We start from the raw sequence: 19,974 nt of genomic DNA on the forward strand, positions 1-19,974 counted from the left end.
ACCCAATAAAAATGAACTTAAAAATCAATAACAGGTTTAGTACAGAATTACCCGCAGATCCTGACGAAACAAATGTTACCCGTCAAGTAAAAAATGCTTGTTTCTCCTATGTCACTCCCAAGATTCCTTCTAAACCTCAACTAATCCATTTCTCGGAAGAAGTTATTGAATTACTTGGTATTTCAAAAGAAGAAGCGCGATCCACTGAATTCACCAATGTCTTTTCGGGGAAAGAATTACTTCCAGAATCCCGTCCCTATTCAATGAGCTATGCAGGACATCAGTTTGGGAATTGGGCAGGACAACTAGGTGATGGTAGAGCTATTATCCTAGCCGAAATTGAAAATCAGCAACAAGTTTACACTTTGCAACTTAAGGGAGCCGGAATGACACCTTATTCTCGTAGTGCTGACGGATTAGCCGTTTTTCGCTCTTCCATTAGAGAACATTTATGTAGTGAAGCTATGTTTCATTTAGGCGTTCCCACTACTCGATCTCTATCTTTAATTCTTACTGGTGACCAAGTATTGCGTGACGTGATGTATGATGGCCATCCTGATTATGAAAAAGGAGCCGTTGTATGTAGAGTTGCGGAATCCTTTATTCGTTTTGGTAATTTCGAACTTTTCTCCTCCCAAAATGATATAAAAACATTAAAATCAATTACTGATTTCACCATCAAATATTATTTCCCTGAAATCAAAGGAACAACTAAAGACAGTTACATCCAGTTTTTTCAAGAGGTTGCTACTAAAACCCGTGATATGGTTGTTCACTGGCAACGTGTGGGTTTTGTTCACGGCGTAATGAATACTGATAATATGTCCATACTAGGTCTTACTATAGATTATGGACCTTACGGCTGGCTCGAAGATTACAATCCTAATTGGACGCCTAACACTACCGATAGAGAAAACCGAAGGTATCGTTTTGGGAACCAACCCCAAATCGCACTTTGGAATTTGTACCAATTAGCCAATGCTTTGTTTCCTTTAATCGAAGAAGCAACTCCGCTTGAAACTATTTTAAATGATTTCCAATCGCAATACGAAATTGATTATCTAAATATGATGCGTAGCAAATTAGGTTTGTTTACCAATGAAGAAAATGACAATCAGCTTATTCATATTCTAACTGAAAACCTTCAGCTAATCGAAACGGATATGACTATCTTTTTTAGAAAATTAAGTCAAATACAAAAAGAAGATGCTGTTGAAAAAGCAATGGAAATAATTCAGGAATCTTTTTATAAAACAGCGGAAGTAACAGATAAAGTAAAAGATTCATGGTTGTATTGGTTCACCCAATATTTAAGCAGATTACAACAGGAAGAAACAACTGATGAAGCCAGAAAAATAGCTATGGACAGAGTCAATCCAAAATATGTGTTTAGAAATTATATGGCACAATTAGCAATTGAAGCAGCTGAAAAAGAAGATTATACTTTAATAGAAGAATTACATCTTTTATTAAAAAAACCGTATCAGGAACAATTACAATCTGAAAAATGGTTTACCAAAAGACCCGATTGGGCTAGAGAAAAAATAGGAAGTTCTATGTTGTCTTGTAGTTCTTAGAAGACAACATAAAACATTTCAATTATTCGAATTATAAATTATATCGAAAACCAGTTTTTAACTAATACATCTTCAAGTGGCTTTGCCTCTTTGTGTAAAAACTCGTTTGTTTCCTTATTGTATTGGTAATCTAAAGCCCACGTTTTATGGTTTTCAGCCATCGCTTTGATACTGTTGCAAACCAACTCAATTTCGGCAGTAGTGGTTGTAGGGTGAATTGACATTCTAATCCAACCTGGTTTTCTAATCAAGTCTCCAAGTGTTATTTCGTCAATCAATTTATGAGAGGTTTCCTGGTCTACATGCAATAAAAAGTGACCGTAAGTACCCGCACAACTGCAACCACCACGAGTTTGAATTCCAAATTTATCATTTAACATTTTCACGCCAAGATTAAAATGCAAGTCATCTATATAAAACGAAATCACTCCTAAACGATCTTGATGTTGACCCGCTAGAATTTTTATATTGGAGACATCCCCTAATTGAGAGAATATATAATCTACAATTTCGTGTTCTCGTTTCAGGATATTCTCAATCCCCATTTTTTCTTTCAGCTGAATGGCTAGAGCGGTTTTTATCACCTGTAAGAAACCCGGTGTTCCACCATCTTCCCTATCTTCAATATTGTCAATAAACTTATGTTCGCCCCAAGGATTAGTCCAAGAAACGGTTCCTCCTCCAGGATTATCAGGAACTAAGTTTTGATATAGTTTTTTATTAAAAATTAAAACACCAGAAGTTCCAGGTCCTCCTAAGAATTTATGAGGAGAAAAGAAAATCGCGTCCAAATAACTTTCGGCATCTTCGGGATGCATATCCATAGTTACATAAGGCCCTGAACAAGCAAAATCAACGAAACAAAGGCCGTTGTTTTGATGCATTAATTTAGCTACATCGTGATATGGAGTTCTAATCCCAGTAACATTCGAACAAGAAGTAATCGAAGCAATTTTAAAACTTCTTTCTTTATATTCTTCTAATAAAATTTCTAGATTTTCAATACTGAATAAACCTTCATCATCAGAAGGGATAACGACAACATCAGCAATCGTTTCTAACCAGGTAGTCTGATTTGAATGATGCTCCATGTGTGAAATAAAAACAATAGGTTTTTTCTCAGCAGGAATTACGATGAAATCTTTTAAGTTTTCAGGTACTTTCAAACCTAAAATACGTTGGAATTTATTAACAACTCCAGTCATTCCTGATCCATCAGTAATAAGAACATCATCACTATTTGCATTTACATGATGTTTGATGATGTGACGTGCATGATGGTATGCTTTTGTCATTGCAGTTCCTGAAACAGTAGTTTCAGTATGTGTATTGGCAACAAAAGGACCAAACTCATTCATCAATTTTTCCTCAATAGGACGATACAAACGACCACTGGCAGTCCAATCTGTATAGATAATTTGTTTTTGTCCGAAAGGAGATTCAAAATCCTGATCGATTCCAATAATATTCTTGCGAAACTGTTGGAAATATAATTCTAATTGAGTTGGAGCTTCAGTAATAGTCATTTTATTCATAATTTGTATCAAAGATATAGATTTTTGTGAACTATACAATTATTGAAAAGCCACTATCCCCTTGTAACGGTTAAAATATAAGAAATTACAAACAGCCTAGTAAATTAATACCGCTGATCTTTATAAATTAGCCCGATTGTCAGTTCGAGCGCAGTCGAGAACCATTGCCGCATCTCGACTGTACTCGATGTCAATTTCATTAAGTTAAGGATTCGTCAGTTCGAGTTGAGTAATAATTTGCGATAGAAAATTATCACGAGGTATCGAGCACAGTCGAGAACCATTGCCGAATCTCGACTGTGCTCGATGTCAATTTCATTAAGTTAAGGATTCGTCAGTTCGAGTTGAGTAATAATTTGCGATAGAAAATTATCACGAGGTATCGAGAACCCTTTTGTTTTAGAGGCTTCTCGATACAATTTCAGACATTAAAGCTATCGCATTAATGTTTAAAATCACTCGAAGTGACGGGTGAATCAGCATAACTTAATGACATTGCGCTCAATATGACAAAAAGACTTTGGACTAAAATATATTGAAAAATGCTATAACAACCCTACTTAATAAAAACAAATAACCCTTTCAAAGAATTTACTTTGAAAGGGTTACCCATTAATAAACCATTATAAAATCTATAAATCAAATCCAACTGAAAAATGCCAAACACGATTATTAGCTTTATTATTTTCATATAAATCTCCTAAACCCAAGTGATAACGAACACCAAAGCTTATTCCAGAATCCGTTTTAAAACCTCCTCCAAAATTCATTCCCCAATCAAAATTGTTTGGATCTCTTTCTGTTGTACTACTAACAAACCCTTTATATTCTTCCTTATGTGAAATAGCTAATCCTACTTGTGGACCTGCTTCCAAAAAGAAGTTCTTTGAAGGATATGCTTTTAGCATTACCGGTAAATTGATGTAATCTAATTTTTGGGTAAATGTCGCCCCATTTGCATATTTTTCTTCAAACCCTTGTTGAGAATACATTAATTCTGGTTGGATTGAGAAAGATTCGCTTATAAAAGACTCCCCATAAACTCCTACGTGAAATCCATGACGTTGTCCTGTTTCTCCTTCCCCATCATAATTGACAGCGGCTAAATTATATCCTCCTTTGATTCCCGCATGAGATTTAGAAGTTGAATTGTTCTGTGCATTTATTGTTGATAGTACACCAAAAAATAAAGCGAGTGTTAAATAGGTATTTTTCATTTTGTTTGTTTTTAATTATTTATTTCAATTAGTATTCAAATTTTTCTTTCTTACTTTCCTCCGTTTGCTTTTAAATCGGCTAAGCATTGTGCATCTAGTTTTGGGGCTGAACCACCAGAAACCATATTAGAAATTCCGCTTCCTGTTTCTGCTGACCAATACATTAAACAACTTTCCACATTACAATGTTTTGCATGAGATCCATCTTCATGGTTGCTTTGTAGCTTTGCGCCTAAATTGGTGAGGCCAAGTATATGACCAAACTCATGTGTTATCACCGTAGTTTCAACTAAGCTTCTACTTGGCTTTAAAGGACTATCGCTTAAACTTTGAATTGTTTTTTCGTAAATAACAAATGATGTATTTCTATAAGCTGTTCCTAGTACTGATCCTGAACTGGTGTTGCTTGCTGATTCTCCATCTACAAAAAGAACCCAAACCGCAATTTGATTTGAAGTATTGTATTTCGTTCTATTGGCATCTTCAATTGCTATAATTTCTTCATTGGTAAAAGTGGCTTTTCCAGATGATGGTATAGCTCTTTTTAAAATACTTATACCTTGTGATTTATTAACTCTTTCATTAAGAAAGCTGACAAAATTATTAATTGCAGCTGTGCTTGGTTCGTATCCCTGAACATACACTACTTCAACAACCATACTTTTAAAAGTATCATCTGACAATAAATCATAGGACGAACTTCCAGTTGCTTTTTTATTATTAGAAACTAAATTTCCGCCTACAGTAGCTCCATTTGAACTGTCTTCTTGAGAGCAAGACACTATAAACAAACATATTATTGTAAAAGCCGCTATTATTTTTTTCATCTTTTTCTTTTAAAATTCATTATTTTAAATTTAAACAACAGTTATAAAAAGAGATAACTGTTGTTTAAATTTTATAAAATCAATACTTACTTATATTTGTTTCAACACTACTGTTATAGCAGCGTTAGTTGTGCTTTGTAATGAAACTGATGTAGCATTAAAGCTTGTTACTTTCCAAGTGTTATTTAATAAACTGAAAGAAGTATTTCCTGTAAAATTCAGTTTTAAAAACACATCCAGTTGTGAACTAACAGCATACGTTCCATTTACAGTATTGTTTAATGAATTTACAGCTTTAACAGTTAGATTATTTGCAAAATCTACAGTATACCCTTGATAATCTGTTGCTGTTTGTACTCCAGCCGTTAAAAATGAATCAACCTTAAACATACCATTAACAATAATAGTCTCTAATTTTTTCGTGTTTTGAGCTGCTGTATCTATTGTTGCTTTTGTTTTAAGAGAAGCAGTAATAGCAGCTTGAAATTCAGCATCACCAGATACAGTTATTTTTGAACCATCAATAAGTGTCACACTCATAGGATATTTAACTGAAAACAACTCTGCACTACTTACATTAGACATATACGCATATAATTCTTGTTTAGATTTGATAACTACACTTCCAGTTTGTTCTAATTTAATGTTATATGTTAAAATAGTAATTGGAAAAGTAATGCTTACAGATGAAATGGCATCTTGACCAGAAGATTGTGCAGTTGTACAAGCGTTTACAATGGCATTATATTCCGTTTGGTTATTTACACTAACCTCTGTATAGTTACTTGTTTTTACTTTTAAAGGAAATTGTAACACTACAGTATCTTGATCATTATTAAACTGACCTAGAATCGAAATCACCTGAGCATAATCCAATTGACTAAAAAGAGTAACTCTTGTTCCATTTACTATTGCAGTTGCAGGCAATACAATTGATGAACATGAAGCACCATCTAAAAAATCATCAGATGAACCATCATACATCCCAGTACGTTTATAGTTGTTAGCAGTAGTTGAGTTAGCAGCGTTTGTATTTGGGTTTTGACCTTGTACATCGTCTACTTCACTTTGACATGATGTAAATCCTAATATTGACATCAATGCAATTCCGGTAATGATTCTTAACTTTTTCATAATTTATCTTTTTAAATTTTATAGGCGATGTTTTTTAATGCCTTTCTGTTAGTAAGACAACCAACACTTATTTTACCCTACCCTCATTTTAAAATAAATTTTATTTTTTTTTAATTCGAAATCAAATCTCTTTTAAAAAAAAACAAAAATAAATATTTATAGCCATTCCTACATTATACAATTACCCCTTTTTATTATAAAATTCACATTTAAAGAATTAATAAACTTAATAAAAACTATATTCCCTTATACAATTCTAATAGTACTTTTTAAATACACAACTTTATCTTAATCCAAAAAATATTTTACTTTTACAATCTACTAAAAATGAATTTGCATTCAATGAGCGACGAAAAAACGAACCTTTGTGAGGAATCTCACTTCAATCACTTTTACATCAAGAATGTGCAATCGGCCACGAATTTTGCTTATTATAAATGTGGGGATAGAGATGCCGCATTAGATTTAGTACAAGATGCATTTACTAAAATATGGGAAAATTGTTCTCAAATTGATTTTACTAAAGTAAAGACCTATTTACTTACCACAGTAAACAATCTATTTCTAAATACCATAAAACATAAAAAAGTGGTTCTGGCTTTCGCCAAAGAGTCTCCCAATCTGGATATCACCAATCAAAGTCCAGAATATTTATTAGAAGAAGAAGAATTCAAAGAAAAACTGCAAAATGCGATTGCCTCTTTGACAGAAGCGCAGCGCGAAGTTTTTTTAATGAACCGTATTGACGGTAAGAAATACCGCGAAATTGCCGAGTTACTTGATATATCACAAAAAGCAGTCGAAAAAAGAATGTCGGGAGCACTGAAAATATTAAAAGCACAGATCGAAAACATATAATTAATTGATTTGTAGTAGGGTAAATTCAAATTGAGTTGTCTTACTATTATAGAGGTTCAAAAATGAAAAACGAAAAAGAAATACTAAAATGGCTCAATGGGGAACTCTCCAATCAAGAAATTGAAGATTTAAAAAAATCTGAAGGATCAGACACGCTGGAGAAAATCGCTCATTACTCATCACTATTGGAAACACCAAAAGTAGATGCGCAAAAAGCATTAGACCAATTTAAAGCCAGAGACAAATCTAAAAAGGAAACCAAAGTTAGAACGCTAAACTTTAAACCCTATTATAGAATAGCTGCAGCATTAGTAGTACTGTTAACGAGCGCCTATTTCTTGTTTTACAACACCACAACAGAATTTGAAACACAAATTGCCCAAACTAAAACATTCCACCTTCCGGATGATTCTGAAGTATTGTTAAATGCGGCTTCAAAAATAACCTTCAAGGAAAAAGAATGGAAGGACAAACGTAATTTAACCCTAGAAGGTGAAGCCTATTTTCAGGTTAAAAAAGGGCAAACCTTTAGTGTCAGCACTGCTGATGGTGTGGTTCAAGTTCTTGGAACACATTTTAACGTAAAGCAACGCAAAAATTATTTTGAAGTGAGTTGTTTCGAAGGATTGGTTAGCGTAACCCACAATAACGAAACCGTTAAGCTACCACCAGGGAAAACATTTAGATTAATCAATAACACTATTGAAGATGTTCCCGATTTTAATGCTCAAAATCCTTCTTGGATGCAAAAAGAATCGAGCTTTGACCGAATTCCTCTAGATCAAGTTATAGCCGAATTAGAGCGTCAATATGATATTAAAATTAAGATTGAAGGAGTAGATACTTCTAAATTGTTTACTGGAAGTTTCACCCATTCGAATAAAAAAATAGCGCTGGAAGCTATTACTATTCCGCTTAAATTGAGTTACAAACTAGAAGGTAAAACCGTTATATTTTACAACTATGGAGTTCAATAAATGGGTGCTATATTTTTTATTACTCTTAGGAAGTATCAGTTATGCCCAAAAAGCAACTGATAAAATTCCGCTTACAGGAATTATGGCTACCATTGAAAAACAGTTTAATGTAAAGTTTTCCTATGCCGTAGAAGATGTCTCCGGTATTTCAATTGAAAAACCGGCAACTACACTTTCGTTACAACAAACAATTGATTACTTGAACGCTAAAGTGCTACTGAATTTTAAAGCGCTGGACGACCGCTATGTTACTGTTTCAGTACTTAATAAAAGAATTTCTATTGCTGGTGTAATACTGTCAGATGATTCTAAAACACCTTTAAATGGAGCAACAATAACCGCTGATAATCAAGTTGCAATTTCGAATAAAAAAGGAGCTTTTAGCTTATCAAATATTCCCGTAACCGCTATAATTACTATTTCATATATAGGTTATGAGCCAAGAGAATTTAGAGCGAATGAATTGTTTTCGAACCAAACCAAACCCAAAGAAATACTATTAAAACCAAGTAATGAAGAGCTGAACCAAGTTTTAATCAATGTATACTTGACTCCCGGGTTACAAAAATACTTAGACGGAAGCACCGTTTTAAACACTAAGAAATTCGGAATCTTACCCGGATTAATTGAACCAGACGTATTGCAATCTGTTCAGGCATTACCAGGAGTGGAAAGCACTAATGAAAGTATTGCCAATATTAATGTGCGTGGCGGTACAAATGACCAAAATCTAATGATTTGGGATAATATAAAAATGTATCATTCGGGGCATTTCTTCGGACTCATATCAGCCTATAATCCCAATCTTACTAATAAAGTAATCGTTACAAAAAACGGAACCAGTGCAGAATACAGCGATGGAGTTTCCAGTACGATTAATATGTTTACTAACGATGAAGTGAGCAATGCCTTTTCGGGCGGTGCGGGAATTAATCTAATCAATGCCGATGCTTTTTTGGCCATTCCCATAGCTAAAAACTTGGAAATTGACATCTCAGGCAGGCGTTCAATTACGGATATTTCTAATACGCCTACCTTTACCAATTATTACAAACGAAGTTTTCAGGATAGCGAAATCAATGCCGAAAGTAATCAAAACAACACCAATTCTGATTTTTACTTTTATGATTATACCGCTAAAATACTTTTTGATCTTAATGAAAAACATCAGTTTAGAGCAAATCTTATCGGTATCAATAATGCATTAGATTATACCGAATACAATGCGGACAAAAACAATTCAGAAACCAAAGCCAGTACGCTTTCGCAAAAGAATATTGGATACGGAGGAAACTGGAAAGCACAATGGAATTCTAAATTCAGCACTTACCTTATCAGCTATTTTTCGAAATACAATATCGATGCTACAGATTATAGAATAGAAACAGACCAAAGGTTAACGGTTGCTAATGAGGTTCTAGAAACGGGAGTAAAACTAAATACCAACTATAAAGCGACACCAAATTTCAACCTACTCGCAGGATACGAATTTAACGAAACGGGAATGCTCAACCAGACTACCGTAAGTGCTCCATCCTACTCTAGTACTAAGAAAGATGTACTGCACAATCACGGATTATTTGCACAAGGAGAATATAATAAAAACAATACCTATTTAAGAATTGGTGTCCGTTTGAATTATTTTCAAAAGTTTGAAAAATTACTGGTAGAACCTAGAATTAACATCAGACAACAATTATCCAATCAATTTGCGCTAAAACTAGAAGGAGAATTTAAAAACCAAACCGCCACCCAAATTGTCGATTTTGAGGATGATTTTCTAGGTGTCGAAAAAAGGCGTTGGGTATTAGTCAATAATGAAAGTATTCCTATTGCCACAAGTAAGCAAGGCTCTTTTGGTGTAGAATTTAACGCTAACAAACTCAATATTGACCTTACGGGATTTTACAAAATTGTAGATGGCATTACAGCATCCAATCAGGGTTTTTATAATAATTTTCAATATGAAATTGCCCACGGGAGTTATACCGCAAAAGGAATTGAATTTTTGGCTAATAAAACGGCAGGGAAATACAGCACTTGGTTGAGCTATACCTTCAGTATAAACAATTATGAATTTGATAGCTTCACGCCTCCCACATTCCCTAATAATGTGGATATTCGTCATTCCGTTTCTCTAGGTTTTAATTATGATGTTTTCAAGAACTTCAAACTCTCTGTAGGCGGAATTTGGAGAAATGGGCAGCCATATACCGTTCCCCTTGAAGGAAAGGAAACCGTGCAAAATGGCAATACGACTATGGTAAATTACGATTCCCCAAACAGCAAAAACCTGGATGACTTTATGCGCCTAGACGCTTCCTGTAGTTACCAGTTTAATTTTGCAACCGGCATCAAAGGAATCCTTCGTGCAGGTGTTATCAATACTACTAATGAAGACAATGTTATCAATCGCTATTACAAAGTTGACCCTAACAACTCCAGTAAAACGATAAAAGTTGACAACAAATCACTTGGAATGACTCCTAATGTGAGTTTTAGAGTGAATTTTTAGTTAATAGTGAATTCTATAAGAATAGTACTAAATAAAACTGCTGTTAGTTGAATTAATAGCTATATATTTGATGCTAAATACGTTAAATAATAGCGAGAATATACAAGCTACCTGTAAGCGTTCCGTAACACAACACATAGACAAAATTATGCTAACAAGACTTGAAATTTTTATGATAACAAACTCTTACATTGGAGTAAGTGGTGGCTATCTTGGAGACTTTTCATATAGAACACACGAAGAATTTTATCCATATTTCTGCGACATAAATATTCCGCCAACAGCCTATGAAGGAACAACAAGGCAAAAATTTTTAACAATCCTTGAAAATTCAGACTCACCAACACAAGTCAAAATACTTAAAGGCGTACTTAAAAAGTATCCAGTTGACTTTTTTTCAGAAGAAATTAGACAAACGAAACAAAGAATGGCTGATGAAATTGGAGAATTAATTAGACGACTTGAAAGCGGTCAAGCTGTTGCTTCTGAACTATTAATTATTACAAACGAAACTGTTGAAAGAGCAATCCAAGACACAAAGGTTTTACTAGAAACAAATGGTGCGACAAGTAGTGTGGACAGAATTCATACTACTTTACACGGTTATCTAAAAGAAGTTTGTAAACAAGAAGGAATTACTTTGGCAGACGATGAAAACTTAACACAGGTATTTAAAAAATTAAAAGCAAATCATCCAAAATTACAATTAGGAGGACCAAGACAAAATGATATTGACCAAATCATTAGTTCTTTTAGTAATACACTTGACAAACTAAATCCAATTAGAAATAAAGCAAGTTTATCACATCCAAACGAAGAATTATTAGAAGAAGATGAAGCAATGTTTGTTGTGAATTCTGCGCAGACAGTTTTAAACTATCTAAACAGGAAATTTAAAAATTAACAAACGACAATATACGCCAGCAGGTAGCAGCTATTTTGAGCTAGCTGGAATTTAGAGGAATTACCGTTTCGCATCAAGTTTTCGTTAAGCCGAAAACTGAGCGTTTAAGAACTTCCAGCCATCTCAAAGTGGCATAACGTTGGGTGATATTATAAAAAAAACTGAATGAAAAACGACTTTTATTGTTTAGATGTAAAAATTAAAAATAAAGATATTTGTGAAGAAAAACTTCATTCACATTTATACATTTCGAACTCTAGCATTGAAATTAAAATTTACATTGATTCAACTAATGATATTGATAGAAAATTTATGGTTTGGAGTAGTTCAAATCAATTGTCTGATTTTGTAAATGAGCAAATAGAAGCTGAAATATCTCACCACGAAACTGTTTTACAAAAAATTGACTTATCGAATTCTAGAATTAAATCTATTAGATCTAAAGAATATGAAAATGATAAAGAATATTTTACAATTTATTTAGACAAAATATTAGTTTACAAAAAACTTAATTTTAACGAAAATGTAGGAACTGCCAAAGTTTTTTTAAACGAAGATGGTTTTGAATTAGTTAAAAAATTTTATTCGATTTTTACAATTAATGCTAAAGAAGGAAACTTTGGTATTTCTAGAATGAATGGAATGAATTCTTTTTATAAAATCGGTGAAGTAAAATTTAGACCCGAATTTGAATATAATTATTCTGATTCAAAAGATAATAAAGATTTTAAAATTGAAAAAATTCCTATAATAAAATTTATTTTCCCTGAAACCATTGAAGACAAAAAGTTGATTGAACAAATTAGTATTGTTTGCAATATTACATCTTTCTATCTAGGAAATTTAATTGATTATTACAGAATTACAGCATTTAAGCCAAATAGTCTTTTATCAATAACAAAAATAATTAAAGGAGGTTCAGGGTTAAAAGTAAATAGTATAAATTTTTTCTTAAACATAAATGATATAGATAATTTTCTTAAAACAAATTGGTCAAAAAATTACTTAATTAATTCAAAAAAGATTGATAAAGCAATTGAAAATTATATACACTCTAGGTTTGTTGACATAAACTCTCGATTTTTAATGCTTTATAATATTATTGAAATTTTGATGGCTAATAAATCTAATTCAAATGATAAGTTTGAGCTTATTGTTGATGATCTAGAAAAAGACAAAATATATAAAAGAGCATTAACTGAATTAAAAAAAACGATTGCCAAAAAAGATTATATAGATTTTGAAAATAAATGGGACATTTTGCAAAATAAAATAGCTTTTAAACCTATGAAAAGTCCATTAGTCGAGTTTTTAAAAGAAAACAATATTGAAAACAAAGATTTAAAAATTGACATCGATAAAATCAAGGAAATAAGAGATAAAATTACACACGGTAGTGTGAAAAGTTTAAAGTTTAGTAATATCGAAGATGCTAACTATGATTTATACAGAATATCTATAAAATTAATATTAAATCAATTGGGACTTAATACATTTTGGGCAATAAAATAACATCACCCAACAGCCATTTTGATATAGCTGGAGTTTAGTGGAATTATCGTTTTTAATAACGTTTACGTTCAGCCGAAAGTACTCGTTATTCAAACTTTGCAAAACGGCTAGTGATTCCGAAAAGTTGTATCTACTACCTTTTTTAATTATAAAGAGGAGTCAAAATAAAATGAAATAAAGAAGAAGTGAAAAAGGTAGAAAATACAGAAGCAAGCTGGACTTTTTGTCCCGAATGTCAGGGACGCGGCAAAAAAAGTCGGGGGCTCAGCAAGAAAGCCCGTGATCGCTACCTGATGGAAATCGACCAATTCAAAAAATCAAATGGCGAAGGTATTGAACCTGTTCGCCCTAAGGGACACCTCTACTCCTGCTTGAACTGTAACGGATCCGGCTTGATTCCTGCAGCTAGTCCACCTGTTGCGGATAAAGAAAACTACCCACACCTTGCTATTATTGGTGGCGGTATAGGAGGAGTCGCTCTAGCTGTGGCTTGTTTACACCGCGGAATCCCTTTTACCCTTTATGAACGTGATAATAACTTTGATGCTCGATCTCAAGGCTATGGACTTACATTACAACAAGCCAGTAAAGCCATTGAGGGATTTGGTATTTTCTCGTTAAAAGAAGGGGTGATTTCAACAAAACATCTGGTACATACTACGGATGGAAAAGTGATTGGGGAATGGGGAATCAGAAAGTGGATGAAATCAGAGGAGAAATCCTCTCCCAAACGTACCAATATACATATCGCTCGGCAATCTTTGCGTTTAGCGCTGTTGGAGCAACTCGGTGGACACAATGCAGTTCAGTGGGGACACCAGTTAGTTGATTTTGCAGCAACAGAAAGTGAAGGTGTTAACCTGACCTTTGAGGTGAACGGAGAGATTCAAACCGCCAAGGCGGATCTCGTTGTTGGAGCCGATGGTATTCGCAGTACAGTACGGAAGATGCTGATAGGTGAAGAAATTACCCCATTACGTTACCTAGATTGTATTGTGATATTAGGTATTTGTCCTTTGGACGCTCTCAAAGGACTAAAAAGTTCTTTGTTAGACTCGGCCACGGTATTCCAAACTGCCAATGGCATGGAACGAATCTACATTATGCCATATACAGCTGACTCGGTGATGTGGCAATTGAGCTTCCCAATGCCAGAAATTGAGGCTAAAGCGTTAGGTGCTCTTGGGCCTCAAGCGCTCAAGGAAGAAGCCTGTCGTAGAACCCAATGGCACGATCCCATTCCTCAAATAGTAGCGGCGACCCAGGAAGCCCAGATTTCCGGCTATCCCGTCTATGACCGAGAATTACTAAAACCCGAATTGTTGGAAAAAGCAGGTCAAGTGACGCTTATAGGAGATGCGGCTCACCCAATGAGTCCGTTCAAAGGTCAGGGAGCAAATCAAGCGCTGCTGGATGCGCTTATTCTGGCTCGGGGGATATCAATGGGATGTAGACCTTTATCGCAATGGAGAAAAGCTGGACTGAGAGAAAGTGTATTAACGGAGTTTGAATCAGAAATGTTAGATCGCAGTGCTACGAAAGTGAAAGATTCAGCCGAGGCTGCACAGTTCTTACATTCCGATATTGTGCTCCATGAGGGTGATGAGCCAAGAGGCCGTCGTCAAAAGAAAAAAGATAGTTAAAGTCAACCTAAATAGTTAGTTATGTTTTGTACAAGAACAATTTTAAAATTAAAAAACATTGTAAAAATTACATTTTGTTTTACATTTATTCAGTTCTCTTTTGGACAAAATAAAAAAATTACAATCGTTGATAAATCAACTAATTTACCAATAGAAAATGTAAATCTGACTTATTTAGAACTAAACGAAGGTACTTTTACAAATTCGAATGGGATAGCTTCATTAGATTTGAAGAAAAATGATTTAAAAATATCAATGATTGGCTATGAAGAGATTAGCTTAACTTTTGAAAAAGCAAATAAAATTGACACTCTCGTTTTATCTCCAAGTTTTATTCAACTGGAAGAGGTTATACCAAACGAAAATATAATATATACCAATTTTGATAATTGGTTTTTTTATGTTATATTTGGACTATATTATAAAAGTAATCATGGCGCATGCAAAAATTTTGGTAATTAAGGAAACCGAAAAAGAAATAAAAAATCTGCTCAAACAATCTATTCCGTTTATTGGTCAACGTTTGAGAGTTCTGCTGATTTTGAAGCAAAACGAAAAAGTAGGGATTTCTAAACGTGAGGTTGCTAAATTAGCTGTGGTTGACCCTAATAGCGTTCAGAATTGGAGGACATTATACCTTAATTCTGGAATTGAGGGTTTGATGAAGCATCAAAAAACAGGTTTTAAGCCGTCGGCTTTTAATGCTATTGAACACAATATGTTGGAAACAAAACTCAACGACCCTCAAAATGGACTTCAAGGCTATGTTGAGCTTAAAGATTGGATTGAAAAAGAATCAGGGAAGACTTTCAATTACAATACGTTGCTTTATTATTGCATCAGGAATTTTAAATCAAGTGTAAAAGTAGCCCGCAAAAGTCGCCAAAAAGACGAAGATCAGGAATCTCTTTTAAAAGACTTCGGACGAATCTGTCAAGAAATAGCACTAAATACGGTGGGTGATTTTGACTCTGTAAACTTGTATTTTCAAGATGAATCGCGTTTTGGTTTGTTCACTCGAAACGGAAAATCAGTTACTGCTATTAGTGTTAAGCCGATTTGTGCTTTCCAACAAGTTTTTAAATCAACTTGGCTTTCTGGAGCTTTTTCGCCCATAACTGGAGACCATTTTCAATTAATACTCCCACATTGCAACGCTGATAATTTTCAAGTTTTTTTAGATAATTTCTCAAAGGAAAATCCGAAAGAACTCAAAATAATGGTGCTGGATAATGGAAGGTTTCATAAGGCAAAAAAATTAATCATTCCTGAAAATATTGTTTTGGTTTTTCTACCACCATATAGTCCAGAACTTAATCCCGCTGAAAAAATGTGGGCAAAATACAAACGAGAATTTTCTAATAAATTTTATAATTCATTGGAAGATGTAGAAGATTTCATTACTAATGTCGTAAAAGCTACAAGCAAAAAAGAGGTAATGAGTATCTGTGGATATAGCTATGTATTTTTAGATAAAATTTGGGCCATATAATACATGTGTTTGGTATTACTATAAATTCATTTAAATTAAAAGAAGCCATCAATTACGTTTTAGCTAATTATAGTAAATTATATGTTAATGTCCCATTTGAAAAAGAGTGTAATTTTAAAGAAACTGTACTAGTTGATAATAATTTGAAAAGATTAATTTTAACTAAAGTAAATTGGTGGGATATAAGTTATGAAAGAAGAAAAACAGAAGTTAAATTACGTTTAGGTTCAATTGAATGCAATAAAAATCAACCTTTAGATATTTTTGTTGATGTACCAAGGCTTAATGATGCTTTAATAAGCGGGTATATCGAACCTAATTCTATAATAAACACTATTTATTTAAATGTTTTTTTGAAATCATTTTTAAATTTCACAGACGATATGACTAGTTATGTTGAGAAAACAACTGATGAAATAATAGATGTCCATTTTGAATCGGAATGGAAAAAAGTTGGAATATCGTCGTATCAGCATATTGGCACAATAACATTTGATAAAAAATCAAAAGCAATAATAAATATTTCATTTGATACAAATCAAAAAGACAATATTCAAAAGGGTGTAATCAAAGAAAATAATAAGGAATCAATAAGTGAAACGGTGAAAAATTCAATGCAGATTAATTTTTCGAAATCATTAGATAATAAATTATCTCTTAAATCGTATGAAACCGAAGTGAATTTAGATATAACATATGATAATAAAACCTATAAAATCATTTTTGAAAACAAAGTATATGTTTTAAAAGAAACTGCTGTAAAAAAAGTTAACAATGATGGATTAATTGATTTAACCAAACCCGTTTTTCAAAGTATACCCTCAAAAACCATTTCAAATATTAATTCAATTCTATTAACTGAAAAGGAAAAGAAATTTATATTTGAAACCAAATAAAATGAAAATATGATGAAGTCAAATTTGTTTTTTATTGTTCTTATATGTCTCTTTTTTGTGAGCTGCTCTCAAGATGATGAAAACTTATTATCGGTGGGTATTCAGACAAGAGTTACAGGTAAAATTACAGATTCCTATAATTCACCCATTCCAAATGTCAAATTAAAAATTAGCGAATATAAATTAAAGCCAAATAACTCTATTTTTTTTGGAAATTTACCCAATTTTATTCAACACTTAGAATCAAGCCAAACAAATTCAAATGGTGAGTACAATTTTACATTCAAAACTAGTGGGCAAGGAAATTTTTATTCATTAGAAATAGAACCTTCACCAATTTCAGAACAAAAATATTGGAATTGTTGTGTAGGTCTTGTACCTATAAAAAATATCGGTGAAAATTTTATATTTAATACGTATCAACTAGTAAATCTATATCCTTGTGATGTAACATTTAATTTGAATAACATATCCAATTTACCGCTTCAAATAATACACGAAACAACTAGATTTGATAATAACACAGCTGAAATTAACTCAAATTCACAAGTTGTAAAAAGAATTTATCTTATAAAATATAATATGCAAACAATCAAAATATTTAGAACTAAAAATGGAATAACACAAAAAGCGTCATATACATTTCCTGCTTCTAATGTAGAAACTTTGACAACGCAAAATATAACAATTTATGAAACCGATTTTACAAACATATAAAAACTGAAATGTTTAAATTCAAATTATTATGTTACAACAATTAATTGAAAGAAGTAATCAAGAAGAATTTTATCAGAACAGTTGGTTCATTTTAAAAAATGTAAACTTCAAAACCGGAAAATCAAATTTATGTGAAATAAATTTATTTTTGGATGATAGAGATTTTAGAGAAAACACAATAATTAAACAAGAATGGAAAATAATGGCAAGTAATTCATACGAAATAAACAATTTTCGGAATGAAAACTTACTTCCATTCATTAAGCTGGAAATATTAAAAGAACATCCACTACTTTGGAAGTATAAATATTCTACAATACAATGTGAAATTTCAGAATTGCCAATTGATATCAATCCATTTATTGGAGAATTGTATTTTGAATTAGAGAAAATTACTGGAAATTGGATTTCTTTTCAGGATATTATTTTTGGTATTCAAAATTTCCATAAAGGTAATAACAGAGTTAAAATTTCAATTCCGAAACCTTTGAAACAAACTTTTCAAGAAGTAACTGAAAAATTTAAAATGAAGTTTATAGTTATTGAAGAAAATGAAATTTCAGAAACTAGTACAGATGAAATCAAAATTTTATTTTTTGGAAATAAAGATGTTTCTCCAAATACTTATAATTTTAATCAACCCTACGTGATAGCTAAGGAATTTACTGGAATAGCAACTGAAATGGGTTAAACAATAAAACGTCCCACAACAATTCCAAAATTCTTTTTTGGAATTTGATAACATTGGTTTTAATGTGTTTTACTTCACAAGTACCTACCAACTCCCAAAACTTTCTTTTGTATGCACTATTTTTTTGGCTACAGCCAAAATTCCAATCAAGTGATTTGAGCATTTAATTCCTTTATTAAAAGAACTTTTTTTAATAAAGTACCGACTCTTACTGATTAACAATCCTTTAGTCCTATTTTATTTATTTATAAAATTCAGGATGTTAAAAAACACCCACTTATTTACAATTCAACACTTTACGTTTTAAAATATTTGTAATTTTACTTTATTCATTTGCTGAAATTAAAAAAAGAGTTTCCTACAATACTCTAATAAGTCCTATAATCTGTTTTCAAATTAATAATTATCTACTTCATAAAATGAAATATTATTTAATAAAAAGTGGAGACCAGAAACCATTTTAAAAACGGGGCGGTATCGAAAAGCCAAACGAGTAGAAAATAAAACAACTACAAAATGGAAAACAAGGAAAAAGTAATGGTTCAATTTGACTTTCCTGGAATGACAGTAAAGGAATATGATCAAATATGGAATGATCTTCGCGCAGCTGGATATCAAAACCCAAAAGGTTTAATTCATCACGCTGGTGCCCCAACGGATAAAGGAGTGAAAGTAGTAGATGTATGGGAAAATGCGGCTAAGTTCAATGAATTTGGACAAACGCTAATGCCAATTCTTAACAAACATGGTGTCCAAGAACCTAAAGCAGTTATTTTGCCGCTACATTTTGAATATAATGATAAGTCAGTGATAAAATAATCCAAACCAAAAGTGTTTAAAATCCAAACCCTTTCAAAACAAGCATTTGTGAGGGTTTGGATTTTTATATAATTTTCACTGACTTCAGTGGTATATTAAGAATTCATTTGCTGAAAATATTTCGAAAATATATTGACTTTCTATCAGTTGAAATTTAGGTCTAATTAGGCTTTTTCTACTGCTAAAAGTATCAGTAATGAAGTATTTAATATGTCATTTCAAGTAAAACCCATTTATAGAATTCTAAGTACTTTTTTTAAAAAACTACCCAAATTGTAGTTTAATTCCTTTATATTTACAATATAACACCGTATAATGACTAAAATACGTGCTTCATTTTGTTTTAAATTGAATATCCATTCTACGTATTTAGTCCAATATTCATTAAAACCAATATTTATGAAAACAATGACTTGTAAACAACTAGGTGGTGCTTGTGATACAGAATTTCACGCTAACACTTTTGAGGAAATGGCTGAATTAAGCAAAAAACACGCTATGGAAATGATTCAAAATGGTGATGATCCACACAGCAAAGCAATGAGAGAAATGCAAGAACTAATGCACTTTCCAGAAGGAATGAATGCATGGTATGAAAACAAAAGAAAAACTTTCGACTCTGTGCCTACTGATGGCGTTTAATAAAAAATAAAAAACCTT

The 19,974-nt window shown here is 32.5% G+C and carries 18 protein-coding genes; 14 read left to right on the forward strand and 4 right to left on the reverse strand.

Going from position 1 to position 19,974, the window contains the following annotated elements:
- Positions 1-11: 11 nt before the first annotated feature.
- Positions 12-1,577, forward strand: coding sequence for a YdiU family protein (locus FLAK523_RS12345; protein WP_248903851.1), 1,566 nt, complete (start codon positions 12-14; stop codon positions 1,575-1,577).
- Positions 1,578-1,615: 38 nt separating this feature from the next.
- On the opposite strand, the gene FLAK523_RS12350 is transcribed toward FLAK523_RS12345, so the two are convergent.
- The 4 genes from FLAK523_RS12350 to FLAK523_RS12365 all read right to left on the reverse strand — a co-directional run bounded on the left by FLAK523_RS12350 (position 1,616) and on the right by FLAK523_RS12365 (position 6,290).
- The gene (locus FLAK523_RS12350; protein ID WP_248908095.1) at positions 1,616-3,103 is read right to left on the reverse strand and encodes an aminotransferase class V-fold PLP-dependent enzyme; all 1,488 of its coding nucleotides are present in this window, start codon (positions 3,101-3,103) and stop codon (positions 1,616-1,618) included.
- A gap of 641 nt (positions 3,104-3,744) precedes the next feature.
- The gene (locus FLAK523_RS12355; protein WP_248903853.1) at positions 3,745-4,329 is read right to left on the reverse strand and encodes a porin family protein; all 585 of its coding nucleotides are present in this window, start codon (positions 4,327-4,329) and stop codon (positions 3,745-3,747) included.
- A 50-nt stretch (positions 4,330-4,379) separates the two neighbouring features.
- Positions 4,380-5,156 (reverse strand): membrane metalloprotease, encoded by a 777-nt coding sequence (locus FLAK523_RS12360; protein ID WP_248903855.1) that lies wholly within the window; start codon positions 5,154-5,156, stop codon positions 4,380-4,382.
- 90 nt (positions 5,157-5,246) lie between these two features.
- The gene (locus tag FLAK523_RS12365) at positions 5,247-6,290 is read right to left on the reverse strand and encodes a hypothetical protein (RefSeq protein ID WP_248903857.1); all 1,044 of its coding nucleotides are present in this window, start codon (positions 6,288-6,290) and stop codon (positions 5,247-5,249) included.
- Positions 6,291-6,632: 342 nt separating this feature from the next.
- Here FLAK523_RS12365 and FLAK523_RS12370 point away from each other — a divergent pair, with 342 nt between their 5' ends.
- The 13 genes from FLAK523_RS12370 (at position 6,633) to FLAK523_RS12430 (ending at position 19,956) form a co-directional block, all read left to right on the forward strand.
- Positions 6,633-7,148: an RNA polymerase sigma factor gene (locus FLAK523_RS12370; protein ID WP_248908096.1), complete on the forward strand. Its 516-nt coding sequence runs from the start codon at positions 6,633-6,635 to the stop codon at positions 7,146-7,148.
- A gap of 62 nt (positions 7,149-7,210) precedes the next feature.
- Complete coding sequence (locus FLAK523_RS12375) at positions 7,211-8,125, forward strand: FecR family protein (RefSeq protein ID WP_248903859.1); 915 nt, start codon at positions 7,211-7,213, stop codon at positions 8,123-8,125.
- Positions 8,112-10,640, forward strand: a complete 2,529-nt coding sequence (locus FLAK523_RS12380; RefSeq protein WP_248903861.1) for a carboxypeptidase-like regulatory domain-containing protein — start codon at positions 8,112-8,114, stop codon at positions 10,638-10,640. Before FLAK523_RS12375 ends, FLAK523_RS12380 begins: the two co-directional genes overlap by 14 nt.
- 172 nt (positions 10,641-10,812) lie before the next feature.
- Entirely contained in the window at positions 10,813-11,544 is a 732-nt protein-coding gene (locus FLAK523_RS12385) for an abortive infection family protein (protein WP_248903863.1), read from the forward strand.
- A 165-nt stretch (positions 11,545-11,709) separates the two neighbouring features.
- Complete coding sequence (locus FLAK523_RS12390; protein WP_248903865.1) at positions 11,710-13,056, forward strand: hypothetical protein; 1,347 nt, start codon at positions 11,710-11,712, stop codon at positions 13,054-13,056.
- Positions 13,057-13,241: 185 nt separating this feature from the next.
- Positions 13,242-14,699: an NAD(P)/FAD-dependent oxidoreductase gene (locus FLAK523_RS12395; RefSeq protein ID WP_248903867.1), complete on the forward strand. Its 1,458-nt coding sequence runs from the start codon at positions 13,242-13,244 to the stop codon at positions 14,697-14,699.
- A gap of 21 nt (positions 14,700-14,720) precedes the next feature.
- Entirely contained in the window at positions 14,721-15,161 is a 441-nt protein-coding gene (locus tag FLAK523_RS12400) for a carboxypeptidase-like regulatory domain-containing protein (protein WP_248903869.1), read from the forward strand.
- Entirely contained in the window at positions 15,133-16,191 is a 1,059-nt protein-coding gene (locus FLAK523_RS12405) for an IS630 family transposase (protein WP_248903870.1), read from the forward strand. Before FLAK523_RS12400 ends, FLAK523_RS12405 begins: the two co-directional genes overlap by 29 nt.
- A 5-nt stretch (positions 16,192-16,196) precedes the next feature.
- The gene (locus FLAK523_RS12410) at positions 16,197-17,087 is read left to right on the forward strand and encodes a hypothetical protein (protein ID WP_248903873.1); all 891 of its coding nucleotides are present in this window, start codon (positions 16,197-16,199) and stop codon (positions 17,085-17,087) included.
- Between the two features lie 9 nt (positions 17,088-17,096).
- Complete coding sequence (locus FLAK523_RS12415; RefSeq protein WP_248903875.1) at positions 17,097-17,804, forward strand: carboxypeptidase-like regulatory domain-containing protein; 708 nt, start codon at positions 17,097-17,099, stop codon at positions 17,802-17,804.
- A 28-nt stretch (positions 17,805-17,832) separates the two neighbouring features.
- The gene (locus tag FLAK523_RS12420) at positions 17,833-18,495 is read left to right on the forward strand and encodes a hypothetical protein (protein ID WP_248903878.1); all 663 of its coding nucleotides are present in this window, start codon (positions 17,833-17,835) and stop codon (positions 18,493-18,495) included.
- Between the two features lie 516 nt (positions 18,496-19,011).
- On the forward strand, positions 19,012-19,314 hold the full coding sequence (locus FLAK523_RS12425) for a hypothetical protein (RefSeq protein WP_248903881.1): 303 nt from the start codon (positions 19,012-19,014) through the stop codon (positions 19,312-19,314).
- Positions 19,315-19,713: 399 nt separating this feature from the next.
- A complete protein-coding gene (locus FLAK523_RS12430) occupies positions 19,714-19,956 on the forward strand; it encodes a DUF1059 domain-containing protein (protein ID WP_248903883.1) in 243 nt (80 codons plus the stop codon).
- The last annotated feature ends 18 nt before the right edge of the window (positions 19,957-19,974 follow it).

The sequence above is a fragment of the Flavobacterium sp. K5-23 genome (genome assembly GCF_023278045.1).
Classification (GTDB): Bacteria; Bacteroidota; Bacteroidia; order Flavobacteriales; family Flavobacteriaceae; genus Flavobacterium.